A 24,922-nucleotide genomic window follows, 5' to 3' on the forward strand; every position below is an offset into this window, starting at 1 on the left:
GCTTGTGGCAACAAGGATGTAAATTTCTTAGGAGTGAGTATGTCTAGTAATGTCATTTCCCTGTTTCCTGCTAAGCAGGTAGTGAACCGAAGTCGGTTGGTACTTTTGCCCGTCATTGGTTTGCTGATCTTTTTGGCAATGTGGCACTTAGCAGCGAGAGAAGTGCAAACCTCATTAGGTACGCTACCGGGGCCTGTGCAAACTTTTCAGCAGTTCAGCAACCTTGTCGATGACCATTGGCAAGAGCGAGAAAAGGAACAAGCGTTTATCGAACGTCAGGAAAAACGCAATGCTGCGAAGTTAGTCAAGAATCCGGATGCGGAAGTGAAGATTCGTCCTTACACAGGTAAACCGACGTTCTTCGACCAAATCATAACAAGCTTAGTGACTGTGACAGCGGGCTTTCTGCTGGCGACGATTATAGCGATTCCACTTGGCATCGTGCTTGGTCTTAATCAAGGGCTGTATCAAGCGTTCAACCCAATCATTCAATTGCTCAAGCCCGTATCACCTTTAGCTTGGCTACCCATCGTTACCATGGTGGTAAGTGCCACTTATGTGAGTGATGACCCGATGTTTGCTAAGTCGTTCATTAACTCTCTAATCACTGTGGCGCTGTGTAGCTTATGGCCGACGCTGATTAACACCGCTGTGGGTGTAACGAGCGTTGATAAAGACTTAATCAACGTGAGCAAAGTACTCCAACTTTCGTGGTGGCAGCACATACGCACCATCGTTTTACCTTCTGCCATTCCAATGATCTTCACCGGTTTACGTCTCTCTTTAGGTATCGCTTGGATGGTATTGATTGCGGCAGAAATGCTCGCGCAGAACCCTGGGTTAGGCAAGTTCGTTTGGGATGAATTCCAAAACGGCAGCTCGGCATCATTGGGTCGCATTATGGTCGCGGTCATCACCATCGGCTTTATTGGATTGATGCTCGATAGAGGCATGTTGCAACTTCAAAAGTGGCTGTCTTGGAATAAACAACAAGCGTTGAGATAAGGGAAAAGATCATGGAAAAAGCATTATTAGATCTAACGCGTTTAGGGATGCGATTCCCAACGCCAGATGGCGAGTTCATCGCGCTTAAGAACGTCGATTTACAAATCAATAAAGGTGAGTTTGTATCCCTGATTGGCCACTCTGGCTGCGGTAAATCAACGGTATTGAACTTAGTTGCGGGTCTACACATGCCAACAGACGGCGGCGTGATCGTCGATGGACGAGAGGTGGCAGGACCGGGACCCGACCGCGCAGTGGTGTTCCAAAACCATTCATTATTGCCTTGGTTAACCGTGTATCAAAACGTTGAGCTCGCAGTAAAACAAATTGCCGGCAAAAAGGGCAAAGCGTGGATTCAGGAACAAGTGAACCACTATTTGGAGTTGATTCAAATGCAGCATGCCGCGCACAAAAAGCCCGATGAAATCTCGGGTGGTATGAAGCAGCGAGTCGGCATCGCGAGAGCACTGGCACTTCAACCAAAGGTTCTGCTGATGGATGAACCATTTGGCGCGTTGGATGCGCTAACACGCGCGTATTTACAGGATGCACTGATGAAGATTCAAGCCGAGCTAAACAACACCGTCATCATGATTACTCACGATGTGGATGAAGCGGTGCTGCTATCCGACAAAATCGTGATGATGACCAACGGACCGGCGGCAACTATTGGTGAAGTGTTGGAAGTGAATCTACCGCGTCCTCGTGAGCGTGTCGCACTGGCGGATGATGCGCAGTATCAGAAGTGTCGACAAGCGGTGTTGAAGTTCCTTTATGAGAAGCAATCCAAAGTCGAGATTCCTGCTTCGAAAGAAGACAAACCCAAAACCGCAGCGCAAACGGCATAAGGAGGCAGCGATGAACAGTCCTTTAACGATTCCAGTAAAGAACGCATTGAGCCACATCGTTGTGGTAGGCAACGGTATGGTCGGGCAACACCTCGTCGAGCAATTAGTGCAGAAAAACGCGCATTTGGAGCACCGAATTACCGTGATTGGTGCAGAGCGCTTTATCGCGTATGACCGTGTACAGTTGTCCTCTTTGTTTGCGGGTAAGTCTCATGATGATTTGATGCTGAGCAACCAAGAATGGTACGACATGCATGGCATCCAACTCGTACTTGGCAGCCAAGTAACAGGCATCAACAGAGAGCAAAAGCGCATTCTTCTTGATGGTGAAGATGTGCTGGGTTACGACGAACTTGTGCTCGCGACCGGTTCTTACCCATTTGTGCCGCCAATTGAAGGCAAAGACCGCGACAACGTGTTTGTCTATCGCACGCTTGATGATCTTTCACAAATCAAAAAGGCATGTGAAGGCGCAAGAACAGGCGCAGTGATTGGCGGCGGCTTGTTGGGTTTAGAAGCGGCAAACGCACTCAAACTATTGGGGCTAGAAACTCACGTTATTGAATTTGCACCCCGCCTGATGCCCGTGCAGTTAGATGATGGTGCTGGCTTAGTGCTAAAAGAGAAGATTGAAGCGCTAGGGCTAACCGTTCACACCTCAACGGGTACGGAGCGAATCTGCGATGGTGAAACGGCTAAGCATCGTATGGTGTTTAAAGACAAAGATCCTCTCGAAGTGGATGTGATTGTCTTTTCCGCAGGCATTCGCCCTCAAGATGAGTTGGCAAGATTGGCCGAGCTAGAAGTCGGTGAGCGAGGCGGCATTGTGATCAACAACCAATGCCAAACCAGCGATGAGAACATATACGCGATTGGCGAATGTGCCCTTTGGGAGCAGAAGATCTTTGGTTTAGTCGCACCCGGTTACACTATGGCGAGAACCACTGCCGATGTCTTGACTGGGATGCCAAGCGAAGGTTTCAAAGGTGCAGACATGAGCACTAAACTTAAGCTGCTTGGGGTAGATGTGGCGTCTATCGGCGATGCACAAATGCAAACCGAAGGCGCACAAGAAATGGTATTGCAAGATGCGGTTGCAGGCATCTACAAAAAGCTGGTGGTTGATGCGAGTGGTACCCAATTGCTTGGTGCAATTCTTGTTGGTGACAACAGCGATTACGATGCGCTCTTACAGTGTTATTTGAACAAAACGGTCCTGCCAGACCACGCAGCGAACCTGCTGTTTGATACCGGAATGCTTGATGGAGAGATGCCAGACAGCGCCATCATCTGTTCTTGTCACAACGTCACAAAAGGCGACTTAGTTGCCGAGATTCAAGCTGGCACTACCAACCTGACGGATCTTAAAGCAAACACTAAAGCCGGTACTGGCTGTGGTGGCTGTAGCAATATGGTCAAGTCGGTATTGGATACTCAATTGGCAGCCATGGGGGTAGAGGTTAACAACCACCTTTGTGAGCACTTTGAGTTAAGTCGCCAAGAGATGTTCCATATTTGCCAAGTGGAACAAATCAAAGACTTCGACACCTTAATCGCACTGCATGGCAAAGGGCATGGGTGTGATATTTGTAAGCCGACAGCAGCATCTGTGTTTGCTTCTTTGTGGAATGAACACATCATGGAACCACAGCATCAATCTCTGCAAGATTCCAACGATGCCTTTATGGCGAACCTGCAAAAAGACGGCTCTTACTCGATTGTACCTCGTGTTCCGGGCGGCGAAATTACACCAGACAAACTTATCGTGCTAGGCGAAGTTGCTCAGCAATATGATTTGTACACCAAGATCACTGGCGGTCAGCGCGTGGATTTATTTGGTGCGCAGTTAGAGCAACTCCCAGAAATCTGGCAAACCTTGATTGATGCTGGTTTTGAAACAGGACATGCCTACGGTAAATCGGTACGCACCGTGAAATCTTGTGTCGGTTCTACTTGGTGTCGCTATGGTGTTGATGATTCAGTTGGATTAGCCATTGAGTTAGAGAACCGCTACAAAGGATTGCGAGCGCCCCATAAGCTTAAGTTTGCCGTATCGGGCTGTACTCGCGAGTGTGCAGAAGCACAAAGTAAAGACATTGGGGTGATCGCCACTGAAAACGGCTGGAATCTATATGTGTGTGGTAATGGCGGCATGAGACCAAGACACGCTGATTTGTTTGCATCCGACTTATCTAAATCAGAGTTGATCACCATGATCGACCGAGTCTTGATGTTCTACGTCAGCACCGCTGATCGCTTGCAGCGCACGTCGGTGTGGATGGAGAACATGGAAGGGGGCTTAGATTACCTTAAACAAGTGATTTTGGATGACTCTCTCAACCTATGTGATGCATTGGATGAGCAAATGGCGCGAGTCATAGATACCTATCAATGTGAGTGGAAGAGTACGCTGGATAATCCTCAAAAACTGCAACGCTTCCGTCCTTTCTTGAACAGCACGTCGGGCAGCAAAGTCTTGCCTTACCAGCGTGTGCGCGGTCAGCGTATTCCAGTGAAACAGGAGGTGTAAATGGCAGCTTTAACCAAAGTGAAATTGTGTCAGCTTGATGACCTAATGCCGTTCATCGGTGCCACTGTATTGATTGAAGGCGAGCATGTCGCGCTATTCTACATTCCTGATAGCGGTGTTTACGCCGTTCAAGATTGGGACCCAATTGGTAAGGCTTATGTGATGAGTCGAGGGATTGTCGGTGATATTGATGGTGAGATGTGTGTTGCATCACCACTGTATAAACAGCACTTCAGTTTAAAGAGTGGGCAATGTCTGGAAGACGATGCGCACTGTCTAAAAACGTGGCAAGTAACAGTCGACGATAATCAGGTTTGTTATTTAGTCGAAGAGTGATCCTAGAAATTTGCCTGCTCGATATGAGTAAATTCTTAGCGTAAGAGATAAGCGAATAAAGCTCCAGAGACAGCACAGTATGGCTCTGGAGCTTTTTACTATTTGGAAGGATTCACTTGGAGTTCGGTATAGCCAGTCGAGTCGTCCATCGCTCTGGTAAACTCAAGTTTTGAGTAAGAATGGATGATCAATTCTGCGGTGGTATCTATAACCGTGCCTTCCATTAAATGCCCACCCCAAACTCGTCCCTCACGATCAGACACCGAGATATGAACGTGTTGATGTTCAGGCGTTAGGGTTCCCATCACAGAGACGATTTCAAATGGCTCTTGTTTGGTTAACGTACTCTCTGCACCTGCCAAACGAAGGTTGAGGTCAGAGATACAGCCAACGCATGAGGCAATCGAGCCTGCTTTGATACCATACTGCTCGACCAATTTCGCTAGGCTCAGCTTTAAGTCCATGCCTTTGGTAAGACGTACTGCTATCACTTCAATCGACATGTCACTTCCTAATCAAAACCAGCAAGCAGGAAAGCGCGGTATCCAAGTCGGCATAACGTTTGGCTTTGCCAAGTACGCGCATGCCTTGCATGTTGTTGAGAACGAAACGAGCGAGTTCTTCTGGTTTCAGCGTTTTCGGCACTAAGGTTTCTTTTTGCGCATTGGTCAGCGCATCCGCAATGATGTCGATAAGATGGTCGAACAAAAAATGTCCTTTGCGCAGTACATCATCGTCTTCACCAGCGTGCTCAATCAACGCATTTTGGATAAAACACCCACAGCTGCGTTTGCGTTGCAGATCAGCAAAAGATTTAAGGAACGATTCCAACTCAGGTAAAGACGCGTCGTCTTTTTCCAAATCATTCAGTGACGGTAGCGAGACCTTTTTTAAGTAAGTATCGAGCGCTTCGTAGTAGAGCTGTTGCTTGTCACCATAGGTGTTGTAAAGACTGAAGCGGTTGATGTTCAGTTCGTCGGTGAGATCCGAGATAGACGTGTTCGCAAAGCCCTTGCGCCAAAACACATCCATAGCCACGAGAAGCTTTTCATCTCGGTCGAAGTTGGCTTTTCTTGCCATAAATTACCTGCCTGGGTCTGCTTATTGGGTAATTAAATTGCTTTGGAGGGATGGTACAGAGAACCTCTAGCGTTAGAACTGAACCAATATGATGAATACCCATCTATTCTTGGGTATCAGCCCCCAAATTCATGTGAACTCACAAACGGCATCAAAAATCTCGCTCAGCAAACAGACCCACAACTGTTTGAAAATTTTTGATAGTGAAGTTCTTGACTGATCGTTTATAAACTGACTACAGTATATCCTAACCAATCGGTTAGAAAAAGATAAAAGGATGTGAAATGAAGCTCTATGAAACCGCAATGACTCCAAGTTGTAAGCGAGTTAGCATTTTTCTGAAGGAAATCGGTGGCGAGGTTGAGCGAATTGCGCTGAACGTTCGTGAGGGCGATAACCTATCTGAACCGTTTAAATCGAAAAGCGTGAATGGCAAAGTGCCTCTGCTGGAACTGGATGATGGTACGACGATCTGTGAAAGCGTGGCGATTTGTCGCTACCTAGATGAAGCGTTTGGAAATGATCTGGCGCTGTTTGGTGCTAACCAGCTCGAACGTGCTCAGGTAGAAATGTGGCATCGTGTGGTGGAGTTCCAAGGACTAAATGCGGCATTTCAGGCGTTTCGAAACATGACCGGAGTTTATGGAGACAGAGAACGTTGTGTTGAAGCATGGGGCGAAGAATCAAAACAACGCGTCTACGAATTTCTGCCTGTCTTAGACAAGCGTCTTGAACATAATGATTTTATCGCCGTAGACCATTTTACTATCGTCGATATAACAGGCTTTATTTTGATCAGTTTCGCAATTAAAGGCCTAGAAATTGATGTGCTATCGACGTCGCCAAACATTGCTCGATGGTATAACCAAATTTTAGCTAGACCTGCATTTCAGAGTTAATGTATTGCAGCGAGTGGATGATAGCTCGCTGCTACCACCTTACCGATTCTTAACTCAGCAGGATATTCAAATTTTTTCAGATTTTTCTTATTTTTTCTCCTATCGCCTATAATTGGAAAAACAACCTCAATTTGCTTCGTTGCGTTTTAGAGCCTTGAGCTCTTGGTCCGTAGACGCTCTCTTTCATCATGGAAAGTCTAATAATAGACAAGGAGAGGTCATGAATATTCAAGTGAAAACTATCAATAATATTCTAATCGCCCTGTTAATGGTTTCGGTTTTTGGTCTATTCGCACTGTACCTCAATTACACACAGCAGAATGAACAGATTGAAAGGCTGCAAAGTCAGTTAATCGAAAAAGAGCATCAGATACTAATTTCTAATGAAGCGTTGTCTTACACTCGATATCAACACCAATTATTAGCCGAAGACTACAGCCGTTTTAGAAATGAGCAGTCAGTGACTAGTGTTTTGCGTTAGCCAGTATAGCAACCACTTTAAGGAGGCAGATGAAACCCATTCTTTTGGTCGATGACAGTAAAACAGTACTGCTTTACATCAGCAGTGCATTGGAAAAGCAAGGCTATGAAGTGCTTGCTGTTGAAGACGGACGAGCGGCGCTCGAAGTGCTAACCCACCGCCCTGATATTCAGTTTGTGCTGAGTGATTTAATGATGCCTGGAATTAATGGTATTGAATTGTGTCGCCAATTAAAATCTAAAGTTAGCGAACGTTACATTTTTTTTGTTCTACTGTCTTCTAGAAATGACCAAAGTTCGATCGTGAAAGGCATTGATGCTGGCGCAGATGATTTCGTAGATAAGAAGACGTCTGTAGAGGAACTTCAGGCCAGAATCCGTGCGGGGTTTCGTACTTTAGAACTGCACAACAAACTCGTTGAGAGAAATAAAGAGCTAGATGCGGCCTACCAAACAATTCACCAAGACCTGCAGTCTGCGAGTCAACTGATGGAGCAACTACTCCCTGCTGAATCAACTATCCAAAATATACAGTTTAGTTATGTCTACAGACCATGCTCCCAGATTGGTGGTGATATGTTGGGGTATTTGGAGCTCGATGAACAACATGTTGCGTTTTATGTATGTGATGTTTCTGGTCATGGTATTTCTTCAGCTTTGATGGCTTTTTCTATTCAACAGACACTATCTCAAAGTCAGGGGCCTGATTCGATCACGATGGAGTTGAGAGATGACTGCTATTGCGTAAGTGAGCCAGCATCTGTGATTGAACGGCTAAATCGGCGTTATCAGCAAACTAGAAACAGTCAACTTTACTTTACTATGGCTTACGCCATTCTTAACACAAAATCAGGGCGACTTAGCTATTGCACGGCTGGCCACCCCAGGATCTTAGTTTGGCGAGCGAGTACGAACACGATGGAACAGATAGGTGACGATAACTTTATCGTTGGTGCAATGCAGCCGATAGAATATAGCGGTAACCAAATTAGTCTAGATGAGGGCGATGCATTGTGGCTTTATTCGGATGGTTTGATTGAAGCGAGGCAGGGTGAGGAGATGTTTTCACTACAACGATTGGCATCGAGTATAAAAGCTGTTTGCACGCTGCCAGTTGAAGATCAAGTGGGAGACGTCTTTAAAAAAGTACAATCTTGGCACAACGAAGATGAGTTTGATGATGATGCCAGCCTTTTACAGGTAAAATGGCATGGTGAGAGGCTCGATTTTAAGGAAAAGAATGTCAAAGAGCGAATTTAAACGAACTTACGGGAGCTCCCTTACTCACTCACGAAGTGCGAGCAAAGACGTTGTTCGGTTTTTGATGGGTCATCAAATCCCCTTAAATGCAATTCAATCATTGGAGCTTTGTGTCGTTGAGCTCATGAATAACGCTTATATTCATTCTTACAGTGAAATAGAAGGCCTGCCAATTGAAGTGGAGTGTAGGGTTGGGGATGACCAAGTGTCCGGTTTCGTGGAACTGAGAGTCTCTGATTGCGGAGCGCCGATCAATGAAAAGACGTTCATCCAACATAAAAATAAACAGATTGAGGCACCTAACTTAATGGATGACGATAGTTGGTCCTCCTCTGGTCGCGGACTGATGTTAGTCGCTCAATTATCTGACCTGTTTACATTGGAAAAAGGTTTCGAAAACAATACGTTTGTTGTAGTGAAAAGGAATAGGGAGAGAAACTAACAACCAAGCAAAGTCGATTTGCTTCACTTGGTCCCTAGCGTTAATCTGACGGTTGCGTTGTATATCATTGTTATTTTGTATTCGTTGTTGGTGCCGGTGATAGTAACGCCTCCAACTCTTCTGGTGTTAGAATATCACTGATGTTTAACATATTACTTTCATCATCTAGCGCCATCTTTGTACGGCTAAGTAAGTACCTTTTTTGAGTTGGTGTTAGGTCTTTGAGAGACTCAATCAACTCCCTGAAATTGCTATTATTCATTGCCATATTTCCCCCAGTTAAGCCTTGAATTTCTTTATTGCATATTCTTCAAGTAAGCGAAGATTTGTTGATTAATTGCAGCTAGCTCTTTAGTAACTATAGCTATATCTGAGCTATCTGGCGCTGTATCGTTTCTGGTTTTTTCTTCTATTCTTTGAAACGCAATGACCGCGGTGTCTTCTCCGAAACTCTCTAGAATGCCCTTTAAACTATGCGCTAATAGATAGAGTTCTGACCAACATCTGCTTGTATATAGCTCATCTATACGCTCTATATCATTCGTGTGATCTTCAAGGTATGTAGAAAAAACAGTGACGATCAGATCTACGTCGTTATCCATGTATGTATTGAGAACATCAAAATTAATCATGTATACCCCTATTAAACGTTGAGGTAGAGGAATGTTTCGGATAATGAAGGCTTAGCCGAAGGTATGAATGGCATAACCAGTATTTGAGCAGAAATAGTTTGCTTGTCGCTTGAGATAAACTTACAAAAAGAAAGTCATTGTTAAAGATATTTTGACTTATATCCAAACGGCAATGGTCGAAATGTAGGGATGAAAAAACTTCAACTCGCGTGTTTTTAACACAAGTAGCAAAGGGGATGTTTCCAAGTAAAACGCCGAGTCGGTAAGTGTCTTGCAGTCCTAGTTTAAGGCTATCATTACATACGGACGCCAGACGTTCGCCAACTTTGACTATTCCTTCAGTCAAGGCTAACTCTCCTCATTAAGTACAAGTATAAATTAGCAATCTAGTTGCATATTGGCAAGTAATCTACGGCAAAAAAGGGACTCGCGTCCCTTTTGTATTACTAGCCTTGCTTAGAGTCCTGTTCTATTTGCTTCATAAGCTCGTTGGCTTTCTTCATAGCGCGTCTTGCGCTTGAAGTCCTTCGCTTATTAAGCAATATATCGGAGAAGCGTAAGTATTTATCAGCAGTTTTGAATCTTAAATCGTTAACATCCTGAAAACCAATAGGAAAGTTTTTCGAGAACAGATCCACATCCTTCACCAAGTTATCGAGATGAGTTGTCGTCCTTGCCTTTTCTAGGCGAGAATAAAAGTTTTCAAACTCTTCTTGGAACAGGATTCTAGCGGCATCTTCTGGAAACGGTAGAGGGCTGTTGGAATCTAGCGCTGTCTCATATAATTTCATTTCCAGCACTGCATCTTTCATCGCATTACTTATCTGTAAGTTCTCTTGATGCTCTTCTACGTTTGAAAAGAAGGTGTTCCCAACCTTAATAAGAGCAACAAGTGCAGCTGCGTCTTTCTTTTTGAGTGCTTCAGTGAGGTGCTGACCGAAAACATCGCTAGATAACGAACTTGGCGTGAAAGGATAACCTTGATGAATCTGATTTAACTCATCCTTGAGCTCATAGATGGATTTACTGCCGTCTTCTTTACTGTACCGAGACTTTTCAAGTTGACTGTTGATTTGCCTTGCTATCGAAAGTAACGTGGAGTGCTTGCTTGACTGAATATCTAAGGCAAGAACTTCTATTTTATGTGAGTCAGGGTAGTAGGTTTTTGCTTTATCAAGTATGGACTCAATTTCATCATAATTCGGGTAGTTGTTGGCATCAGAATTCAAAACCTGATCAATTTCAGATTCAAACTCGCTGAGAATATAGGTCTTGTGTAAGCGTAATAAGCCAGCCTTAACGACTGGATGTAAGCTTTTTTCACTATCAATCAGTGCCAAACTTTTTTCTGCTGACGTATCAAGCTGCCACTCTTGTCCGGCAATTTGATCATTTTGCTTGCTAATAACGGTTTCCAAAGTGGCGATGGTTTCTTGTTGCTGCTGATAACCAAATACAATGCCGCTAACTAATAATATACTCGCTGCCGCGCCGCTAGCGATAGGCCAATAGCGCATATTCAATTTGCGTTTCAACTGCTCAGGGGTCAGCTCGTTCGGAATGATGCCAGTTGAAAATACGCTTGAAAATATTGGCCACTTAGATGCGGGCATGTTAGTTGGTTTAGAGACCTTGATCTTCTGTTTGAGAGCTTCATTAACTGGAGTTCTTGCGTAAGGGTGTTTGCAACTCAATAACTCGTAAGCAATACAAAATAGAGCAAACATATCGTCGCTTAAGTTCGGTTCCTTACCGGATAACAGGTTGAGTGATGCATAGTTGGGAGTATAACCAAGCGTTTCAACATTTTCGGATTTACGTTTAGCCGCATATTGATCCTGCTTTAATTGATGAGTTTTAGATACACCAAAATCAAGCAGCTTAACGTTACCCTCAGACGTTAAAATCACATTAGCGGGCTTTAGGTCGGCGTGCACTACACCAAGAGAGTGAGCATATGAGAGTGCATCGAGTACCTGATTTAGGATTGATAAAGTTGCATTAAACTTCAGCCCATGGGGCCTAGAACGCTGTATTAAACTCTCTAATGTTTCTCCGTTAATATACTCCATAACTAAAAAGTATATTTCGCCATCAACACCAAAATCAAAAACCCTAATGATATTAGGGTGGCTTAACCTTTGAGTTTGTTGAGCTTCACGTATTAACATGCGTGCAGTCTCTGGTTGAGAAGCAAACTCTTTCTGTAATATTTTTAACGCAACGTAGGGTGTTTCTGAACCTGAAGATTCAAGAATCTTATCTTTAGCTAAGTAAACATCGCAAAGCCCACCATGCCCAATAACCGACTCAATTTCATACCGATTTTTAACGGTCGTTCCTATTAAGCTTTCGTTAATAACATCTTTGTTATTATTTAATGAGTCATCTTTATTGTTTTTTTTCTTATTAACTAACGGAGTGTTTTCTTTTTGAGACAGTTTTGTATTTGTTTCATTTTTATTTTTAACGGAGGTTTCATTATTAGTGAGTTTGGTTGATTTAATTGCATTGTCTCGTTTTTGAGTCTTTACAATTTTAGTTTTATCTCCGCTTTCTTCGTTATTTATAGAATTGTTTTTATTACTGTCTTCCATCACAAGAACTCCGTATAAATGATGGGGGAATATATACCTTTCTGCTCAATGAAAAGTCATTATGTTAGAATTTCTCGGCCAAACTAACATTCGTTTTTTTATTGATGAAAGTCTAAGTGTCAAAAATTTGAACTTGGTTGGATAATTAAAATTGTTGAACAATACGTGATTGCTTTGATAAAAAAATGATTCATTATTCCGTGCATGATTTTCAATGGCATTATTAAGATTTTTATTAATCTTACTGTTAATAAGAAAGCAGTTAATAATAAAATTAAAAATAATATCTAGCAGGTCTTTGGCGAGGTTTACATGAAGTTGGTTTTAACCATAACAAGTTTTCACAAATTTACTCCAGAGATTGAGAGTGAGTTCGTGTTTGAATCAAGTGATGAACATGCCAAGGTTACATTTGGTAGGTCTGAACAATGTGATTGGACACTACCAGATCCTGAAAGAGTGGTATCCGGAACCCACGGAGAACTGATTAAGTTTGGTGACAAATACTTGATAAAAGACCTCTCAACTAATGGTACTTTTGTAAATAATGCTGTAACTCCTGTGGGTCAAGGAAATGAAATAGCACTAAGCGATGACGATATGGTTAGCTTAGGGGATTATCAAATTTCAGTTTCTATTCAAACAGATACAGATGTATTCAGTCTTGAGACAAGTAAAAGTCTTTCTAGCGCACCCCCTGAAGTAGTCTCAAGTCCATCGGAAGCAGAATTTGTTGACCTAGGCCTTAGTGCTAGTGAACTCTTAAACGAAAGTGTTCCTTCTGACTTTCAGCTAGATATTGGTTTAGTCGATGATTTTATTGATATCCCAAAGCCCGAAAAACAGAGCATCGTATCTGAAACTTTACCGAAGGTTAACCGACAATCAGAACACCTATCGACTCCCAACTTTGATACCAATGGGGGTGAACTTGCGGCTTTTGTTAGAGGGGTGGGTATAGATCCAATGATGATTCCCAGCGATAACCGAGAGGAATGGTTTGAACAACTGGGGGAGTCATTTTCTTTGATGCTAGTTGGTTTAATGGAAACACTGCATAACAGAGCAGTGTTTAAACAAACAAATCGACTGAGTCATACCGCATTTCGTAAGTCAGAAAATAACCCTTTAAAGTTTTCTGCAAACTTAGAAGATGCGATTCATAACTTATATAACCGTCAAACTGCTAGCTTCTTAAAGCCAAATGCAGCCATTAAAGAAGCATTTAATGACATCGAAAGTCATGAGCAAGCCTTAATGAAAGGTGTTGAAGGTACGGTTTCAAGTGTTATGTCACTTGTTGAACCTACTTCTATATACTCAGATGCTTTAGCGAAAGACACGGTTATTAATAAGGTTATTCCAGCTAGAAAATATGCTCAAAGTTGGAAGAGGTTTGAGGATATTCATGAAAAGCTATCCGATGATATTATCAATAAAGAGTCTCCGTTCTATTTAGAAGACTTCGCTAAGCACTATGAATTAGCATTAAAAAACAAGGGCTAGGAATTAGGGTGATGAAAAAGTTTTACCAATATATTTTGTTATTAATTTCAATGGCTTTATTTGGGTGCTCAGCAGCGAACCTAGTTGTTGATCCATACTCAGATTTAGAAATAGCAGCAAGTCATAACATTAATCCTGATTCAAACGGCAGGCCTTCTCCTGTAGTGGTGTATGTATTTGAATTAACGTCAAATACCATTTTCGAAAGCCAGGACTTTTTTTCTATTTATGAAGAAAGTGAAAAAGTCTTAGGACCTGATTTAGTGAATAAATATGAAGTTTCATTAACTCCAGGTCAGAAAGAAACATATCAAGCAAGTATGTCTCCAAAGACAGAATATTTAGGCATTGTCGTAGCGTTTCGAGATATTGAAAACTCAAATTGGCGACAAGTCATTAAAGTGGATAAGACCGGTTACAACACATATCAAGTATTGTTAGAAGATCTGTCTTTGGTCGTTAAATAACGTTTAGTTGGCTAATTATAAATGACGCAATACTCCAAGACGGCTTGGTGCGAAGGAATGTTTTTACGTCCCCAGCACTTCCAACAACAAGAACGCGCAACCTCTCAAGAATTCAAGGGCTTACATCAGTTAGGTGGGGTTTACAATTGGGGAGTTTGGAAATGTCGAGTAAAAAAACACGCGCTAAAAGATGGTCTTATTGAACTTGAGCATCTTGAAGCTGTTTTGCCAGATATGACGTTGGTTAATACGTTAATATCCAACGATTCAGTTTCGCCTCTACTTATTGATAAAAACACTGAAAATACGTTAGTAAAAATAACTCTCCCTCTTTCAAGTGTTACAGGTAAAAACGTTTCGGATGTAAGCGAATCGATCGTCTCTCGTTATGTACTTCAAGATATCGACGTGATAGATAACCTTACAGGACAAGATGAAGAAACCATCCAAGTTGCAGCCCTCAACCTTGAGTTGAAAGCGAGTAATGACAAATTAGCGGGTTATGTGGAGTTACCTATCTTAAGGATCAAAGAGGTAACTCCTGAAGGGGAAGTTATACTAGACGATGAGTACGTTCCTCCGCTTATCAATCTCCTGAGCGATAAAGTCATGTCAGCTTATCTACGTAACGTTATCGCGATGACAAAGATGCGTGCTGACGTTATTGCGCAGCGCTTGATTAAGGGCAAATCTGCATCGGCATCTGCTGTTGATTTCATCATGCTCCAAATGTTGAACCGATATGAGGCGAAGTTAAAGCATTTCAGTGAGTTAGATAGGTTACATCCACTGGAATTAGCGACGACACTTAAAGGTTACATTGGTGAGTTAGCCACTTTTTCTAATAAAACTAAAAGACTCCCAAGTTTGCTTGCGTATGATCACTTAGATGTATCAAGTGTTTATAGCGAGTTGAATCAGATACTCAGTCAGTACCTCAGTGTTGTTCTTGACCAAACTGCGACCAAACTTCCGTTGGAGCCTCGCCAATACGGTATTCAAGTGACGCCGCTTCCAGATAAACGCTTGCTTGAGTCATGCCAATTTGTGCTAGCAATTAAAGCAGATACCACAACAGATGAAATAAGACGCCTGGTCCCAGCGCAACTCAAGTTTGGCCCGGCAGAACAGATTCGCGATCTAATTAATAATCAGATCAACGGTATAAACGTAGTGCCGTTGAGTGTCGTCCCGAGACAGATTCCTTACCAAACGGGCTATGTCTATTTCGAAGTTGTCAAGAAAGGGCCATTTTGGATGAGGCTAAAAGATAGTGGCGGTATTGCGCTTCACCTATCAGGGCATTTTCCGAATGCTGAACTTGAGCTTTGGAGTATTAATCAATAGGCGCGCTCTGTATGGAACAAACGATAGTAAAACCAACACCGGGTGGAAGAGCACCCGCATCGAAACCACAATCAGAAAAGTCTGTGGATAATACCGTAGTTATCTCAAAAAGCCCTGAATTGGTGAACAATGATTCAGTGGTCGCTTATGGGAATAACTCTCTACTAGCAGAGGCGAATGGCCTGTTATCTATTATCGGTCAAATTCGGTCGACAGCGACTCATTCCGATCCGTTGTTTCTAAAAGAGACATTGGCACAAAAGCTTAGAGATTATGAGAACCGATTACGTCAGCATGACGTTGATTTGGATACCATTGATACAGCTCGTTATTGTTTATGCTGTTCACTAGATGAAGTTGTCCTTAACACCAATTGGGGTGGGCATTCATTCTGGAGTCACGATTCATTACTCAGCTCCTTCTATGCTAGCAGTCAAGGTGGGGAAGCGTTCTTTAAGCATCTTGATAAGTGCATGGCGAAACCAGATGCGAACTTAGATTTGCTTGAACTAATGTATGTGTGCTTATCTCTCGGGTTTCTGGGTCAATACCGTTTAGAAAAAAATGGACTAGAGTCGCACCGGAAATTGAGAAGACAGGTTATTGCTACTCTTAAGCCTTATGGGAGAGGAGTCCCTCAGGAACTAAGCAATAGTATCGACCAACACATTTTGAATGGCTCAAAGGCTTCTGATAGAGCTCCTCTTTGGGTTGTATGTTCTGTAACGGCGGCACTATTGGTCTGCATATATATGTATTTTAGTTATGAGCTAAATAAGGCATCCAATCGCACCTTTTCTCAATTAGTCAATTTGATTCAACCGCAACAACTTAACCAAGATGCAACGTCAGAATCAAAATCAGCGCCAATTGCAGAAAAGATTTCAATGTATCTAGCAACTGAGATCGGTAAGGGGCTAATCAATGTTGAGCCGCTGCAAGACAGGGTAAGAATTTCGTTAAAGTCTCAAGATCTATTTGAATCAGGTAGTGCTGATGTTGTCGCTTACATCCAACCCGTTATTTCTAAGCTTGCGAGAACATTGGAGTCGACCCAAGGCAAGATCATTGTTACTGGTCACACCGACGATAGGCCTATTTTCACGAGTAAATATCCCTCGAACTGGCACCTATCATTAGCTCGAGCCACTGCTATGTCTGAACAACTGATCTCGAATAGTGCATTAGAAGGGCGAGTGATACCCGAGGGATTGGGGGATGCAAGACCATTAGTTGAAAACAGTAGTGATGAAAACCGAGCTATTAACCGCCGGATTGAAATCGACCTTCTTGTCGCGAATTAATAATAGGTAGATAGAGATGCGTATTAAAGAAATTGGCAGAATATTTACTCAAAGATGGTTTCTCGGTCTTATAGGTGTCGCTGCTTGTTCTATTTTCATTTGGGTTGTTGGTCCACTTATTACCATAGCGGGATATGAGCCCCTAAAGAGTGACTTTCAACGGCTAGTCACTATTCTTGTGTTGGTGTTGCTTTGGGCGATATTTAACGTTACCAAGCAGCATAAGCAGAAGGTGAAAGAAGACGAAAGTATTCAAACGTTGCTTGAGGTTGATAGCCAATCAGATAAAGAAGCGGCAAGTGAAATTGACTTAATGCGCGAGCGTATTGAGCAAGCTGTCAAAGTAGTGACGAAAACACACAAAGGCAAGAGAAGTTTGTATGACTTACCGTGGTATGTATTGATTGGCCCTCCTGGAACGGGGAAAACAACCGTATTAAAGCAGTCGGGGTTAGAGTTTCCATTAGGAGACAGCCTTGGCTCTGACTCTATTGCCGGTGTAGGTGGCACTCGCCACTGTGATTGGTGGTTTGCAAATAAAGCAGTTCTTATAGATACGGCTGGCCGGTATACGACACAAGACAGTCAAGAAAAGGTCGACTCTAAAGCGTGGCATGGTTTCTTAGGATTGTTGAAAAAGTATAGAACGCAAAGACCAATTAATGGTGCGATTGTTACGATAAGTTTAGCCAGCGTGATGTCTCAGACTCGAACCGAGCGAAGTCTTCATGCTCGAGCAATTAAGTCGAGACTTCAAGAACTGAAAAACCAGTTAGGCATGCAGTTTCCGATTTACGTATTGCTCACCAAAATGGATTTAGTTGCCGGTTTCAATGAGTTTTTTGCCGATTTAAGTAAGGAAGAGCGAGAGGAATTATTTGGTTTCATGTTCCCTCGTGAAGTGGATGATGAAAGAGGCGTTATTTCTCTATTCAACAAAGAATTTCATGGCATGTTGGAGCGCCTTGATGCCCGTATGCTTAGAATACTTGAAACAGAGGACGATTTAGATAAACGCGCGCTTATCTTTGAATTTCCAAAGCAATTAAGAGTGCTACAAGCTAATCTTGACGAGTTTTTAGCTGAAATTTTTGCACAAAACAGTTTTGAAGAGCCTGCCTTGATTCGTGGTGTGTTTATGTTGAGTTCGGTTCAAGAAGGCTTACCAGTCGATAAGCTGATGAATGAATCAACCAATGGACTTGGGTTAAATCGTTTAGCTCTAGCAAAGAGTCAGACTGGTTCTCATAGTTATTTCGTAAAGAATCTTTTTGACAAGGTTATTTTCAAAGAGCAACTGTTAGGAACAGTTAATCGTCATTATCAAAAGCAGTCAGGTTGGATGCGTCGAGGTGTTTACATTGGATGTACAACGCTACTGCTAGGAGCTTCTGCGCTTTGGTTTATGAGTTATAAGTGGAACTCACAGTTAATTGTCGATACCAATGAACAAGCGAGCCATATTGATGCAATGATTGGCGCTCAAAGTTTAGATTTTGAAGCGGATATTGTTTCAGCTGTAGAAACATTAGATAGGTTGATGACGCTTCCTCTCGGAAAGCAAAGCGACTACGGTGATGCCGACTCTGTAAAGAGGTTTGGTCTCTATCAAGGAGACAAAGTGTCTCAGGCGGCAAACAATGCATATTCTGATGCTTTGACCCAATATTACGCCCCTCTGCTTCTTGATAGCTTGGTGTCAGAAATGGAGAGCAATCAACAGCATCGTGAGTATTTGTACGAAACGTTAAAAACGTATTTGATGTTATTCAATCCAGACAAATATCAACAAGATGAAGTGTTGGCTTGGTTTAACTTTTATTTCGAACGTCAATATCCGGGTGAGCTAAACGCAGACTTAAGAAGACGTTTGCTACAGCACACTCAATATTTATTAGGCAACGATGGACAAGGCTTTACTTACAACACTGCTGCCGTGACGAGTGCTCGAGAAGTGTTGACTCAAATGTCTCTACCTGAACGTGCTTATCAGCGAATGAAAATACAATTTTCTAAGAGTCATGTACCTTCATTTCGCTTGACTGATGTATTGGGACCTAAAGGGCTTGAGCAGTTCGAGCGAGCTAGTGGAAAACCGCTATCACAAGGCATTTCGGGTTTCTACACGTACAATGGTTTTCATAGCATTTTTCAGATTCAGATCAACCGTACAGTAAAAAGCTTAATGGAAGAGAACTGGGTTTATGGTGACGATCTTAAGGCTCATGAAATTGATCAAGATAGTGCCATCCAAGGCGTTCAGTCTCGATACTATCAAGATTATGTTAATGAATGGAAAACGTTGATCGAAGATATTCAATTGAAGCAGGCTCCGAGCCTAGAACTTGCGACAGAGCAAGCGAGGGTTTTATCTGGAGTTGAAAGACCAATCGAATCTTTGTTGAGAGCAATCCAAAAAGAGGTTGCTCTATCAAAAGTATCATTGTCAGAAAATCAAAAAGCCGCTTCTGAAGTTGCTGGTAAAGTTGCCAAAGTTAAGTTTTCAAATACGGCAGATAGACTAGACATGTATTTACCTGAAGAAAACGGTTTCAATGTTGCTCTGCCAGGTAAAGAAGTCGAATCGCATTTTTCAGAGATCTTACGCCTTGGTGAGCAAGACTTTGATGATATTCAACAAGCAATGGTTAACTTGCGTTCGTATTTAAGTGACTTATCAAGCTCTGGTAACAATCAGAAAATTGCCTACAAAAGTATTTTAGATGGAACCGTTACACAAGATGTCGCAGCTTCCTTTTCTCGTGCTAAAGAACTTTTGCCGAGACCATTTAATCAATGGCTAGGTGATCTTTCTCAAGAGTCGGTTAAGTTTGCGGAGAGCGGTTCGAAGGATCATCTAAATCAACTTTGGGTAACACAAGTGGTCCGCCCTTATCAGCGGACTATTGCTGGCAGATATCCATTCGAGCCCAACGCGAGCAGAGAAGTTAGATTGAAAGACTTTAAGCGATTCTTTGGTTATGGAGGTACGCTTGACGCATTCTTCCAAGAATACCTCGAACCGTTTGTGGATACTTCGAAAAGTCGTTGGCGATTAGAAAAGGAAATTGGAGTTCGCCCAGAAACACTAATGGTCTTTCAAAGAGCGCAACGTATCAGGCAGTCTTTCTTTGAATCTGATAATTCCTTACGCGTAGAGTTTGGGATGAAGCCTGTTTATCTAGACCAGCACATTACTCGATTTGTCTTAGAGTTGGGGGGACAAGATTTGGTTTATAAGCATGGACCAGCAAGAGCTAAATCGTTGAGTTGGCCTGCCGGTCAAGATCAGACTCGAATTGTGTTCACACCACCTGAATCTAAACGCGAAATTGCGCATACCTATGAAGGTGAGTGGGGCATATTCAAGCTTTTGGATCAATCACTTAAAGCAAGGCCAGAATCGCGTAAAGACAATATAGTTATGATTGATTTAAAGGGAAATAAGGTGCAGCTAGAGCTTATTCCTTCTAGTGCCATTAATCCTTTTTGGTCAAATGAAATGGAGAGGTTCAGATGTCCACGAACCTTATAACATCAGGCTGGGGCTATATCGGTAAAATGCCCGCAAAAGGGGACTTTGTGAAAGATGGTTTATCACAAGATTTCTCGGAGCGTTGGCATGATTGGCAACAGGCGGTTATTGCAGTCAGCAGGGAACAACTGGGTGAAAGCTGGAATGAGCACTTTTTAACGGCTCCTGTGTGGCACTTTGCTTTGGATATTAGCTATTTAGAAGACTCAACCTACATTGGTAGCATGATTCCTAGTGTTGATGCATGCGGTAGATACTTTTTCTTTACTATAGCTCGTGCCGTAAAAGGTGAAGCTGCGCAATATTGGGGTGACAGAGCTTGGACAGAGGACAGTGCCGCTCTTGCTCTTTCAGTACTTGAGGACGACTTTGTCTTTGATGTTTGGCATAAGAGTACTCAAGAAAAAAATGACCTCGTTGCGAATGTAACAAGTGGAGTGAGGCCTCTAGAGTTTCTTTATCAAAGCCAAATATCTACAGTTTTTCATGATCACGGCAATACTGATCAAAATACGCTTTTGAATTACCTCATTAAAGAAAAATTGAGTAAACCATGTTTTTGGTGGACTGAAGGTTCAACGAAGGTTGAACCATGCATGTTCATTACTAGTGGATTTCCTTCAATTGGTCAGTTTTCAGCCATGCTTGATGGCGGCTGGAAAAACTGGAATTGGTAGGATAGAAGAATGAATTGGAACTATTTTACCTTTGCTAAATCGCACGCAGGAAAAGTACGCCCTTATAACGAGGATGCTCTGTTGGATATGACAGAGCAGCATATTTGGGTGGTTGCCGATGGAATGGGTGGACACAGTGCTGGCGATATAGCAAGCCAGATGCTAGTGGATAGAGTCGCGCGCCACATGCAGGATGTCTCCAATACTAATATCGATGATATCCGAAGAGTGGTTCAAGAAGCGAACTTAGAAATTTACCAATACGCACAAAATCACTTAGACGGTAAAACGATGGGAACAACACTTGTTTTGTTGTTTATTCAGGATGGGTATTACCACTGCCTTTGGGTGGGGGATAGCCGAATTTACCAGCTTAGAAGTGGTAATTTTGTCCAAAAAACACGTGATCATAGTCAAGTCATGGACTTAGTGGATCAGGGCTTATTGGCATTTGAAGATGCCGAATCTCACCCTCTTGCAAATGTTATTACCAGAGCTGTTGGGGTCGACGAAAGTGTCACTATTGATCAAGTTTCAGGGCAGTTGGCTGACGGCGATCAGTTTCTACTCTGTAGCGATGGACTCTCTAAGGAACTTACGAGTGATGAAATTCATCGGACATTGTATGCAGACTCAGTCAACCAAGCTGGATTAGCGCTCATGCATTCGGCTTTGGTTCGGGGCGCAAGTGATAACGTAACTTGTGCTTTGATCAAAGTTCGCCAAGCGCAAACGGAGTGCGAAACAGTAACTAGAGAAGACGCGACAATACCTGTCTTTCTAAGAGGGAGAGCTTATGAGTAATGAAATGTTTGATTGGTATGAACAAGCGTTGGCTCCTATATCTCAAGAAAATCCTACAGGTGTTGATCCTAGAGAGGATGTATCACCACAGTCTGCTTACTATCGGTTGAAAGATCAGCGTATGGCCGCCCGCAACGCTGAACGTAATGCTCTTATAGAAGAAGAAAGTATCTATACCCACAGTAATTTATGGCGAGTATTTATTGAAGATGTCCCAGAAATACTCACGAATCAGTCTAAAGATTTGGAATTTGTTGCCTGGCTTATAGAAGCCCTAACTCGATTGTATGGTTTTCGTGGTATGGGCGTTGGCTACAAACTCGCAACCAGTTTAATTGAGAACTTTTGGGATGATCTGTACCCAATGCCTGATGAAGATGGTATTGAGACAAGAATATCGGCGATTATTGGCCTCAATGGTATCGATAGTGAAGGAACACTTATTTTTCCAATTGCTTGTATACCATTGACTGACTTAGGCGTGGAGCAAGCTTATGCCTATTGGGAATATCAGCAAGCTATAGAGCTTGAGCGCTTAGACGAAGATAAGCGCCGAAATCGAGTCGAGCTTGGGGCTGTTGAGTTATCTGAAATTATAACTACGGTTAAGTCGACTTCTGATACGTTTTATCAAGAATTAATCACGGATTTGGAGTTCGCTACAGAATCATTTAATGAATTCAGTCAGCGATTAGACGAAGCGGCCGGTGATGTGACTCCTAGCTCTTATATATCAAAAAGACTTGAATCAATACACTCGGCATTAAAGCACCTTCTAGGAGATCGTTTCAATCAACCACAAGCCGTGTTTGAAGAGCTAGAGGATCTTGATGAATCTTCTTCTGAACAACCGTTAAGTTCACAAAGTTGTGATGCATTATTAGCGACAAACATGAAATCACGAGAGCAGGCAATTAGACAATTGCAGCAAGTAGCTGATTTCTTCCGAGAGAGTGAACCTCACTCACCAGTTTCTTACTCCATCGAACAGATTATTCGTTGGTGTGGGATGCCTCTGCCGGAGTTACTGGCGGAACTTATCTCCGACGGGGATGCAAAGAAAAGCTACTTCCGTTTGGTTGGCATAGCAGAACAAAATGAAAATTAATAAAGGGAGAATGGTATGACGAGTATCCACTCGAAACTATCACGAGTACGGAAGCCTCGTGTCCACATTACCTATGATGTTGAAACTGAAGGTACGACTCTTAAGAAAGAACTGCCTTTTGTTGTAGGTGTAATGGGTGACTTCGCTGGTCAAAACACAGAAGCGTTGAAGCCATTAAAAGACCGCCGTTTTATTCAGATCGATCGAGATAACTTTGACGATGTACTCAAAAAAATGAATCCATCGGTGAAGTTTAAAGTTGCGAATAAGCTTGCGAATGACGATTCACAGTTTGAGGTCGATTTAAACTTTAAATCAATGCAAGACTTTGAGCCTGCTGCGATCGTAAATCAAGTTGATCCACTACGCCAATTGATGGAAACGCGTAATAAACTGCGTGATTTGATGACAAAAGTTGACCGCTCAGAAGAGCTTGAAAATATCCTAGAGGATGTTTTGAACAATACAGACAATCTGGCAAGACTTGCAGGCGAGTTAGATCTTGACAAGAAAGCGAAGTCAGACAGTACTGAAGGAGCGGAATAATGACGACTGAAGCTGAAAAACAGTTAGATCCAACAGTTAATGAACAGACAACTTCATTCTTAGATCAAGCTATTGGTGCGACTAAGCAGACCGAAGCTTCTCGTGCTGAGGAGCTGATTAAAACGCTCGCTGAAGAAGCAATGAAAGGGACAGTTACTTGGAACAAAAACCTAACAGTAACTTTTCGTGAAGCGATTAATTTGCTCGATAGGCAGATTTCTGATCAGTTGTCTGAAGTAATGCATCACCCAGAATTACAGAAACTCGAAGGTTCTTGGCGCGGCTTAAATTATCTAGTGATGAATTCAGAGACCAGCTCTACTCTGAAAGTTCGCATGATGAGCATGACCAAGAAAGAGCTACATAAAGACTTGAGCAAAGCTGTTGAGTTTGATCAAAGCCAGATCTTTAAAAAGGTTTACGAGTCTGAGTTTGGTAGTGCTGGTGGTGAACCGTATGGTGCATTGATTGGAGACTATGAGTTTACCAACCACCCAGAAGATATTGAGTCGTTACGCCTAATGTCAAATGTAGCGGCTTCTGGCTTCTCTCCATTCTTGTCCGCGGCTTCACCAGCACTATTCGGCTTTGATGAGTGGACTGAGCTGTCAAAACCACGCGACCTAGATAAGGTATTTGAATCACTAGAATACGCCCAATGGCGTTCGTTCCGCGAGAGTGCCGATTCGCGCTTCGTTAGTCTGACGATGCCAAAAGTCCTTGCTCGTTTGCCATACGGACAAGCTACCGCTCCAGTCGAAGAGTTTGGGTTTGAAGAGTTCGAAGTAGATCCTGTTTCAGGTATTGCTGTTAACGCTGAACATAACGACTACTGTTGGATGAACTCTTCGTATGTTCTTGGTGTTAAGTTAACCGACGCATTTTCAAAATATGGATTTTGTACTGCCATCCGTGGTGCAGAAGGCGGCGGTCGAGTGGATAACTTGCCAACGCATTTCTTCATGAGTGATGATGGCGACCCTGATATGAAGTGCCCAACAGAGATTGGTATTACCGACAGACGTGAGGCGGAGCTTGGTAAGCTTGGTTTCTTACCGCTTTGTCACTACAAAAACACCAACTATGCAGTGTTCTTTGGTGCGCAAACCTGTCAAAAACCAGCGAACCATGAATCCCCTGAAGTAACGGCCAATGCGGCCATTTCTGCCCGCCTACCTTATATGATGGCAACATCTCGTTTTGCGCATTATTTGAAAGTAATGGCTCGAGATAAAATTGGTAGCTTTATGGAAGCAGAAGACGTTGAGTCTTGGCTGAACCGCTGGATCCTAGGTTACGTCAATGCTTCTGAAGGCGGTGGTCAAGAGATCAGAGCGAAATACCCTCTAGCAGACGCTCGTGTTCAGGTTAAGGAAATTCCTGGCGCACCTGGTTCTTACAATGCCGTAGCATGGCTGAAGCCTTGGTTACAAATGGAAGAACTGACCACATCTTTGCGACTTGTGGCAAAGATCCCTCAGTCAGGTGGATAAGAAATGAATTGGCTGGTCGAAAGGCC

Annotated in this window: 23 protein-coding genes; 18 read left to right on the forward strand and 5 right to left on the reverse strand. The window is 42.8% G+C overall.

The window, feature by feature from the left end; all coding sequences use genetic code 11:
• The first annotated feature begins 39 nt into the window (after window positions 1–39).
• From R7Z10_RS06780 to nirD, 4 genes are read left to right on the forward strand one after another with little or no spacing between them, the layout of a single operon-like run.
• Entirely contained in the window at window positions 40–1,005 is a 966-nt protein-coding gene (locus R7Z10_RS06780) for an ABC transporter permease (RefSeq protein WP_318104422.1), read from the forward strand.
• Between the two features lie 11 nt (window positions 1,006–1,016).
• On the forward strand, window positions 1,017–1,853 hold the full coding sequence (locus R7Z10_RS06785) for an ABC transporter ATP-binding protein (protein WP_318104424.1): 837 nt from the start codon (window positions 1,017–1,019) through the stop codon (window positions 1,851–1,853).
• Between the two features lie 10 nt (window positions 1,854–1,863).
• Window positions 1,864–4,383: a nitrite reductase large subunit NirB gene (gene nirB, locus R7Z10_RS06790; RefSeq protein ID WP_318104427.1), complete on the forward strand. Its 2,520-nt coding sequence runs from the start codon at window positions 1,864–1,866 to the stop codon at window positions 4,381–4,383.
• Entirely contained in the window at window positions 4,384–4,719 is a 336-nt protein-coding gene (gene nirD, locus R7Z10_RS06795; protein WP_042764613.1) for a nitrite reductase small subunit NirD, read from the forward strand.
• A gap of 98 nt (window positions 4,720–4,817) precedes the next feature.
• Here nirD and R7Z10_RS06800 read toward each other — a convergent pair whose 3' ends face one another.
• A complete protein-coding gene (locus tag R7Z10_RS06800) occupies window positions 4,818–5,222 on the reverse strand; it encodes a PPC domain-containing DNA-binding protein (RefSeq protein WP_213962415.1) in 405 nt (134 codons plus the stop codon).
• A gap of 1 nt (window position 5,223) precedes the next feature.
• Window positions 5,224–5,799: a TetR/AcrR family transcriptional regulator gene (locus R7Z10_RS06805; protein ID WP_009701863.1), complete on the reverse strand. Its 576-nt coding sequence runs from the start codon at window positions 5,797–5,799 to the stop codon at window positions 5,224–5,226.
• A gap of 284 nt (window positions 5,800–6,083) precedes the next feature.
• Here R7Z10_RS06805 and R7Z10_RS06810 point away from each other — a divergent pair, with 284 nt between their 5' ends.
• From R7Z10_RS06810 to R7Z10_RS06825, 4 genes are all read left to right on the forward strand, one after another.
• Window positions 6,084–6,698, forward strand: coding sequence for a glutathione S-transferase family protein (locus R7Z10_RS06810; RefSeq protein WP_033907003.1), 615 nt, complete (start codon window positions 6,084–6,086; stop codon window positions 6,696–6,698).
• 220 nt (window positions 6,699–6,918) lie between these two features.
• A complete protein-coding gene (locus tag R7Z10_RS06815; RefSeq protein ID WP_005375908.1) occupies window positions 6,919–7,179 on the forward strand; it encodes a hypothetical protein in 261 nt (86 codons plus the stop codon).
• Between the two features lie 29 nt (window positions 7,180–7,208).
• Complete coding sequence (locus R7Z10_RS06820) at window positions 7,209–8,438, forward strand: PP2C family protein-serine/threonine phosphatase (protein WP_005375910.1); 1,230 nt, start codon at window positions 7,209–7,211, stop codon at window positions 8,436–8,438.
• On the forward strand, window positions 8,419–8,880 hold the full coding sequence (locus R7Z10_RS06825) for an ATP-binding protein (protein WP_025998580.1): 462 nt from the start codon (window positions 8,419–8,421) through the stop codon (window positions 8,878–8,880). The genes R7Z10_RS06820 and R7Z10_RS06825 overlap by 20 nt, the downstream gene beginning before the upstream one ends.
• Window positions 8,881–8,950: 70 nt before the next feature.
• Here R7Z10_RS06825 and R7Z10_RS06830 read toward each other — a convergent pair whose 3' ends face one another.
• The 3 genes from R7Z10_RS06830 to R7Z10_RS06840 all read right to left on the reverse strand — a co-directional run bounded on the left by R7Z10_RS06830 (window position 8,951) and on the right by R7Z10_RS06840 (window position 12,109).
• Window positions 8,951–9,142, reverse strand: a complete 192-nt coding sequence (locus R7Z10_RS06830) for a hypothetical protein (protein ID WP_025767706.1) — start codon at window positions 9,140–9,142, stop codon at window positions 8,951–8,953.
• Window positions 9,143–9,176: 34 nt separating this feature from the next.
• A complete protein-coding gene (locus R7Z10_RS06835) occupies window positions 9,177–9,512 on the reverse strand; it encodes an Hpt domain-containing protein (RefSeq protein ID WP_115386676.1) in 336 nt (111 codons plus the stop codon).
• Window positions 9,513–9,958: 446 nt separating this feature from the next.
• Window positions 9,959–12,109: a serine/threonine-protein kinase gene (locus R7Z10_RS06840; protein ID WP_318104430.1), complete on the reverse strand. Its 2,151-nt coding sequence runs from the start codon at window positions 12,107–12,109 to the stop codon at window positions 9,959–9,961.
• A 312-nt stretch (window positions 12,110–12,421) separates the two neighbouring features.
• Between R7Z10_RS06840 and tagH the strand changes: the two genes are divergently transcribed.
• Genes tagH through tssC form a run of 10 tightly spaced genes read left to right on the forward strand, consistent with a single transcriptional unit; the run spans window position 12,422 to window position 24,896 of the window.
• The gene (tagH, locus tag R7Z10_RS06845; protein ID WP_205460987.1) at window positions 12,422–13,615 is read left to right on the forward strand and encodes a type VI secretion system-associated FHA domain protein TagH; all 1,194 of its coding nucleotides are present in this window, start codon (window positions 12,422–12,424) and stop codon (window positions 13,613–13,615) included.
• Between the two features lie 11 nt (window positions 13,616–13,626).
• On the forward strand, window positions 13,627–14,082 hold the full coding sequence (gene tssJ / locus R7Z10_RS06850; protein ID WP_017820223.1) for a type VI secretion system lipoprotein TssJ: 456 nt from the start codon (window positions 13,627–13,629) through the stop codon (window positions 14,080–14,082).
• 21 nt (window positions 14,083–14,103) lie between these two features.
• Window positions 14,104–15,429 carry a type VI secretion system baseplate subunit TssK gene (gene tssK, locus R7Z10_RS06855; protein WP_085569002.1) on the forward strand — a complete coding sequence of 442 codons (1,326 nt, stop codon included), beginning with the start codon at window positions 14,104–14,106 and terminating at the stop codon, window positions 15,427–15,429.
• Window positions 15,430–15,440: 11 nt separating this feature from the next.
• Complete coding sequence (tssL, locus tag R7Z10_RS06860; protein ID WP_318104433.1) at window positions 15,441–16,733, forward strand: type VI secretion system protein TssL, long form; 1,293 nt, start codon at window positions 15,441–15,443, stop codon at window positions 16,731–16,733.
• A gap of 16 nt (window positions 16,734–16,749) precedes the next feature.
• Entirely contained in the window at window positions 16,750–20,268 is a 3,519-nt protein-coding gene (gene tssM, locus R7Z10_RS06865; RefSeq protein WP_318104435.1) for a type VI secretion system membrane subunit TssM, read from the forward strand.
• Entirely contained in the window at window positions 20,250–20,945 is a 696-nt protein-coding gene (gene tagF, locus R7Z10_RS06870; protein WP_318104438.1) for a type VI secretion system-associated protein TagF, read from the forward strand. Before tssM ends, tagF begins: the two co-directional genes overlap by 19 nt.
• Before the next feature lie 9 nt (window positions 20,946–20,954).
• Window positions 20,955–21,749 (forward strand): PP2C family serine/threonine-protein phosphatase, encoded by a 795-nt coding sequence (locus R7Z10_RS06875; RefSeq protein ID WP_005375947.1) that lies wholly within the window; start codon window positions 20,955–20,957, stop codon window positions 21,747–21,749.
• Window positions 21,742–22,857: a type VI secretion system protein TssA gene (tssA, locus tag R7Z10_RS06880; protein ID WP_054701384.1), complete on the forward strand. Its 1,116-nt coding sequence runs from the start codon at window positions 21,742–21,744 to the stop codon at window positions 22,855–22,857. Before R7Z10_RS06875 ends, tssA begins: the two co-directional genes overlap by 8 nt.
• Before the next feature lie 15 nt (window positions 22,858–22,872).
• A complete protein-coding gene (tssB, locus tag R7Z10_RS06885; protein ID WP_005387524.1) occupies window positions 22,873–23,403 on the forward strand; it encodes a type VI secretion system contractile sheath small subunit in 531 nt (176 codons plus the stop codon).
• The gene (gene tssC / locus R7Z10_RS06890) at window positions 23,403–24,896 is read left to right on the forward strand and encodes a type VI secretion system contractile sheath large subunit (protein WP_318104441.1); all 1,494 of its coding nucleotides are present in this window, start codon (window positions 23,403–23,405) and stop codon (window positions 24,894–24,896) included. Before tssB ends, tssC begins: the two co-directional genes overlap by 1 nt.
• Window positions 24,897–24,922 lie beyond the last annotated feature (26 nt).

The sequence above is a fragment of the Vibrio sp. Vb1018 genome, assembly GCF_033338775.1.
Lineage (GTDB): Bacteria > Pseudomonadota > Gammaproteobacteria > Enterobacterales > Vibrionaceae > Vibrio > Vibrio alginolyticus.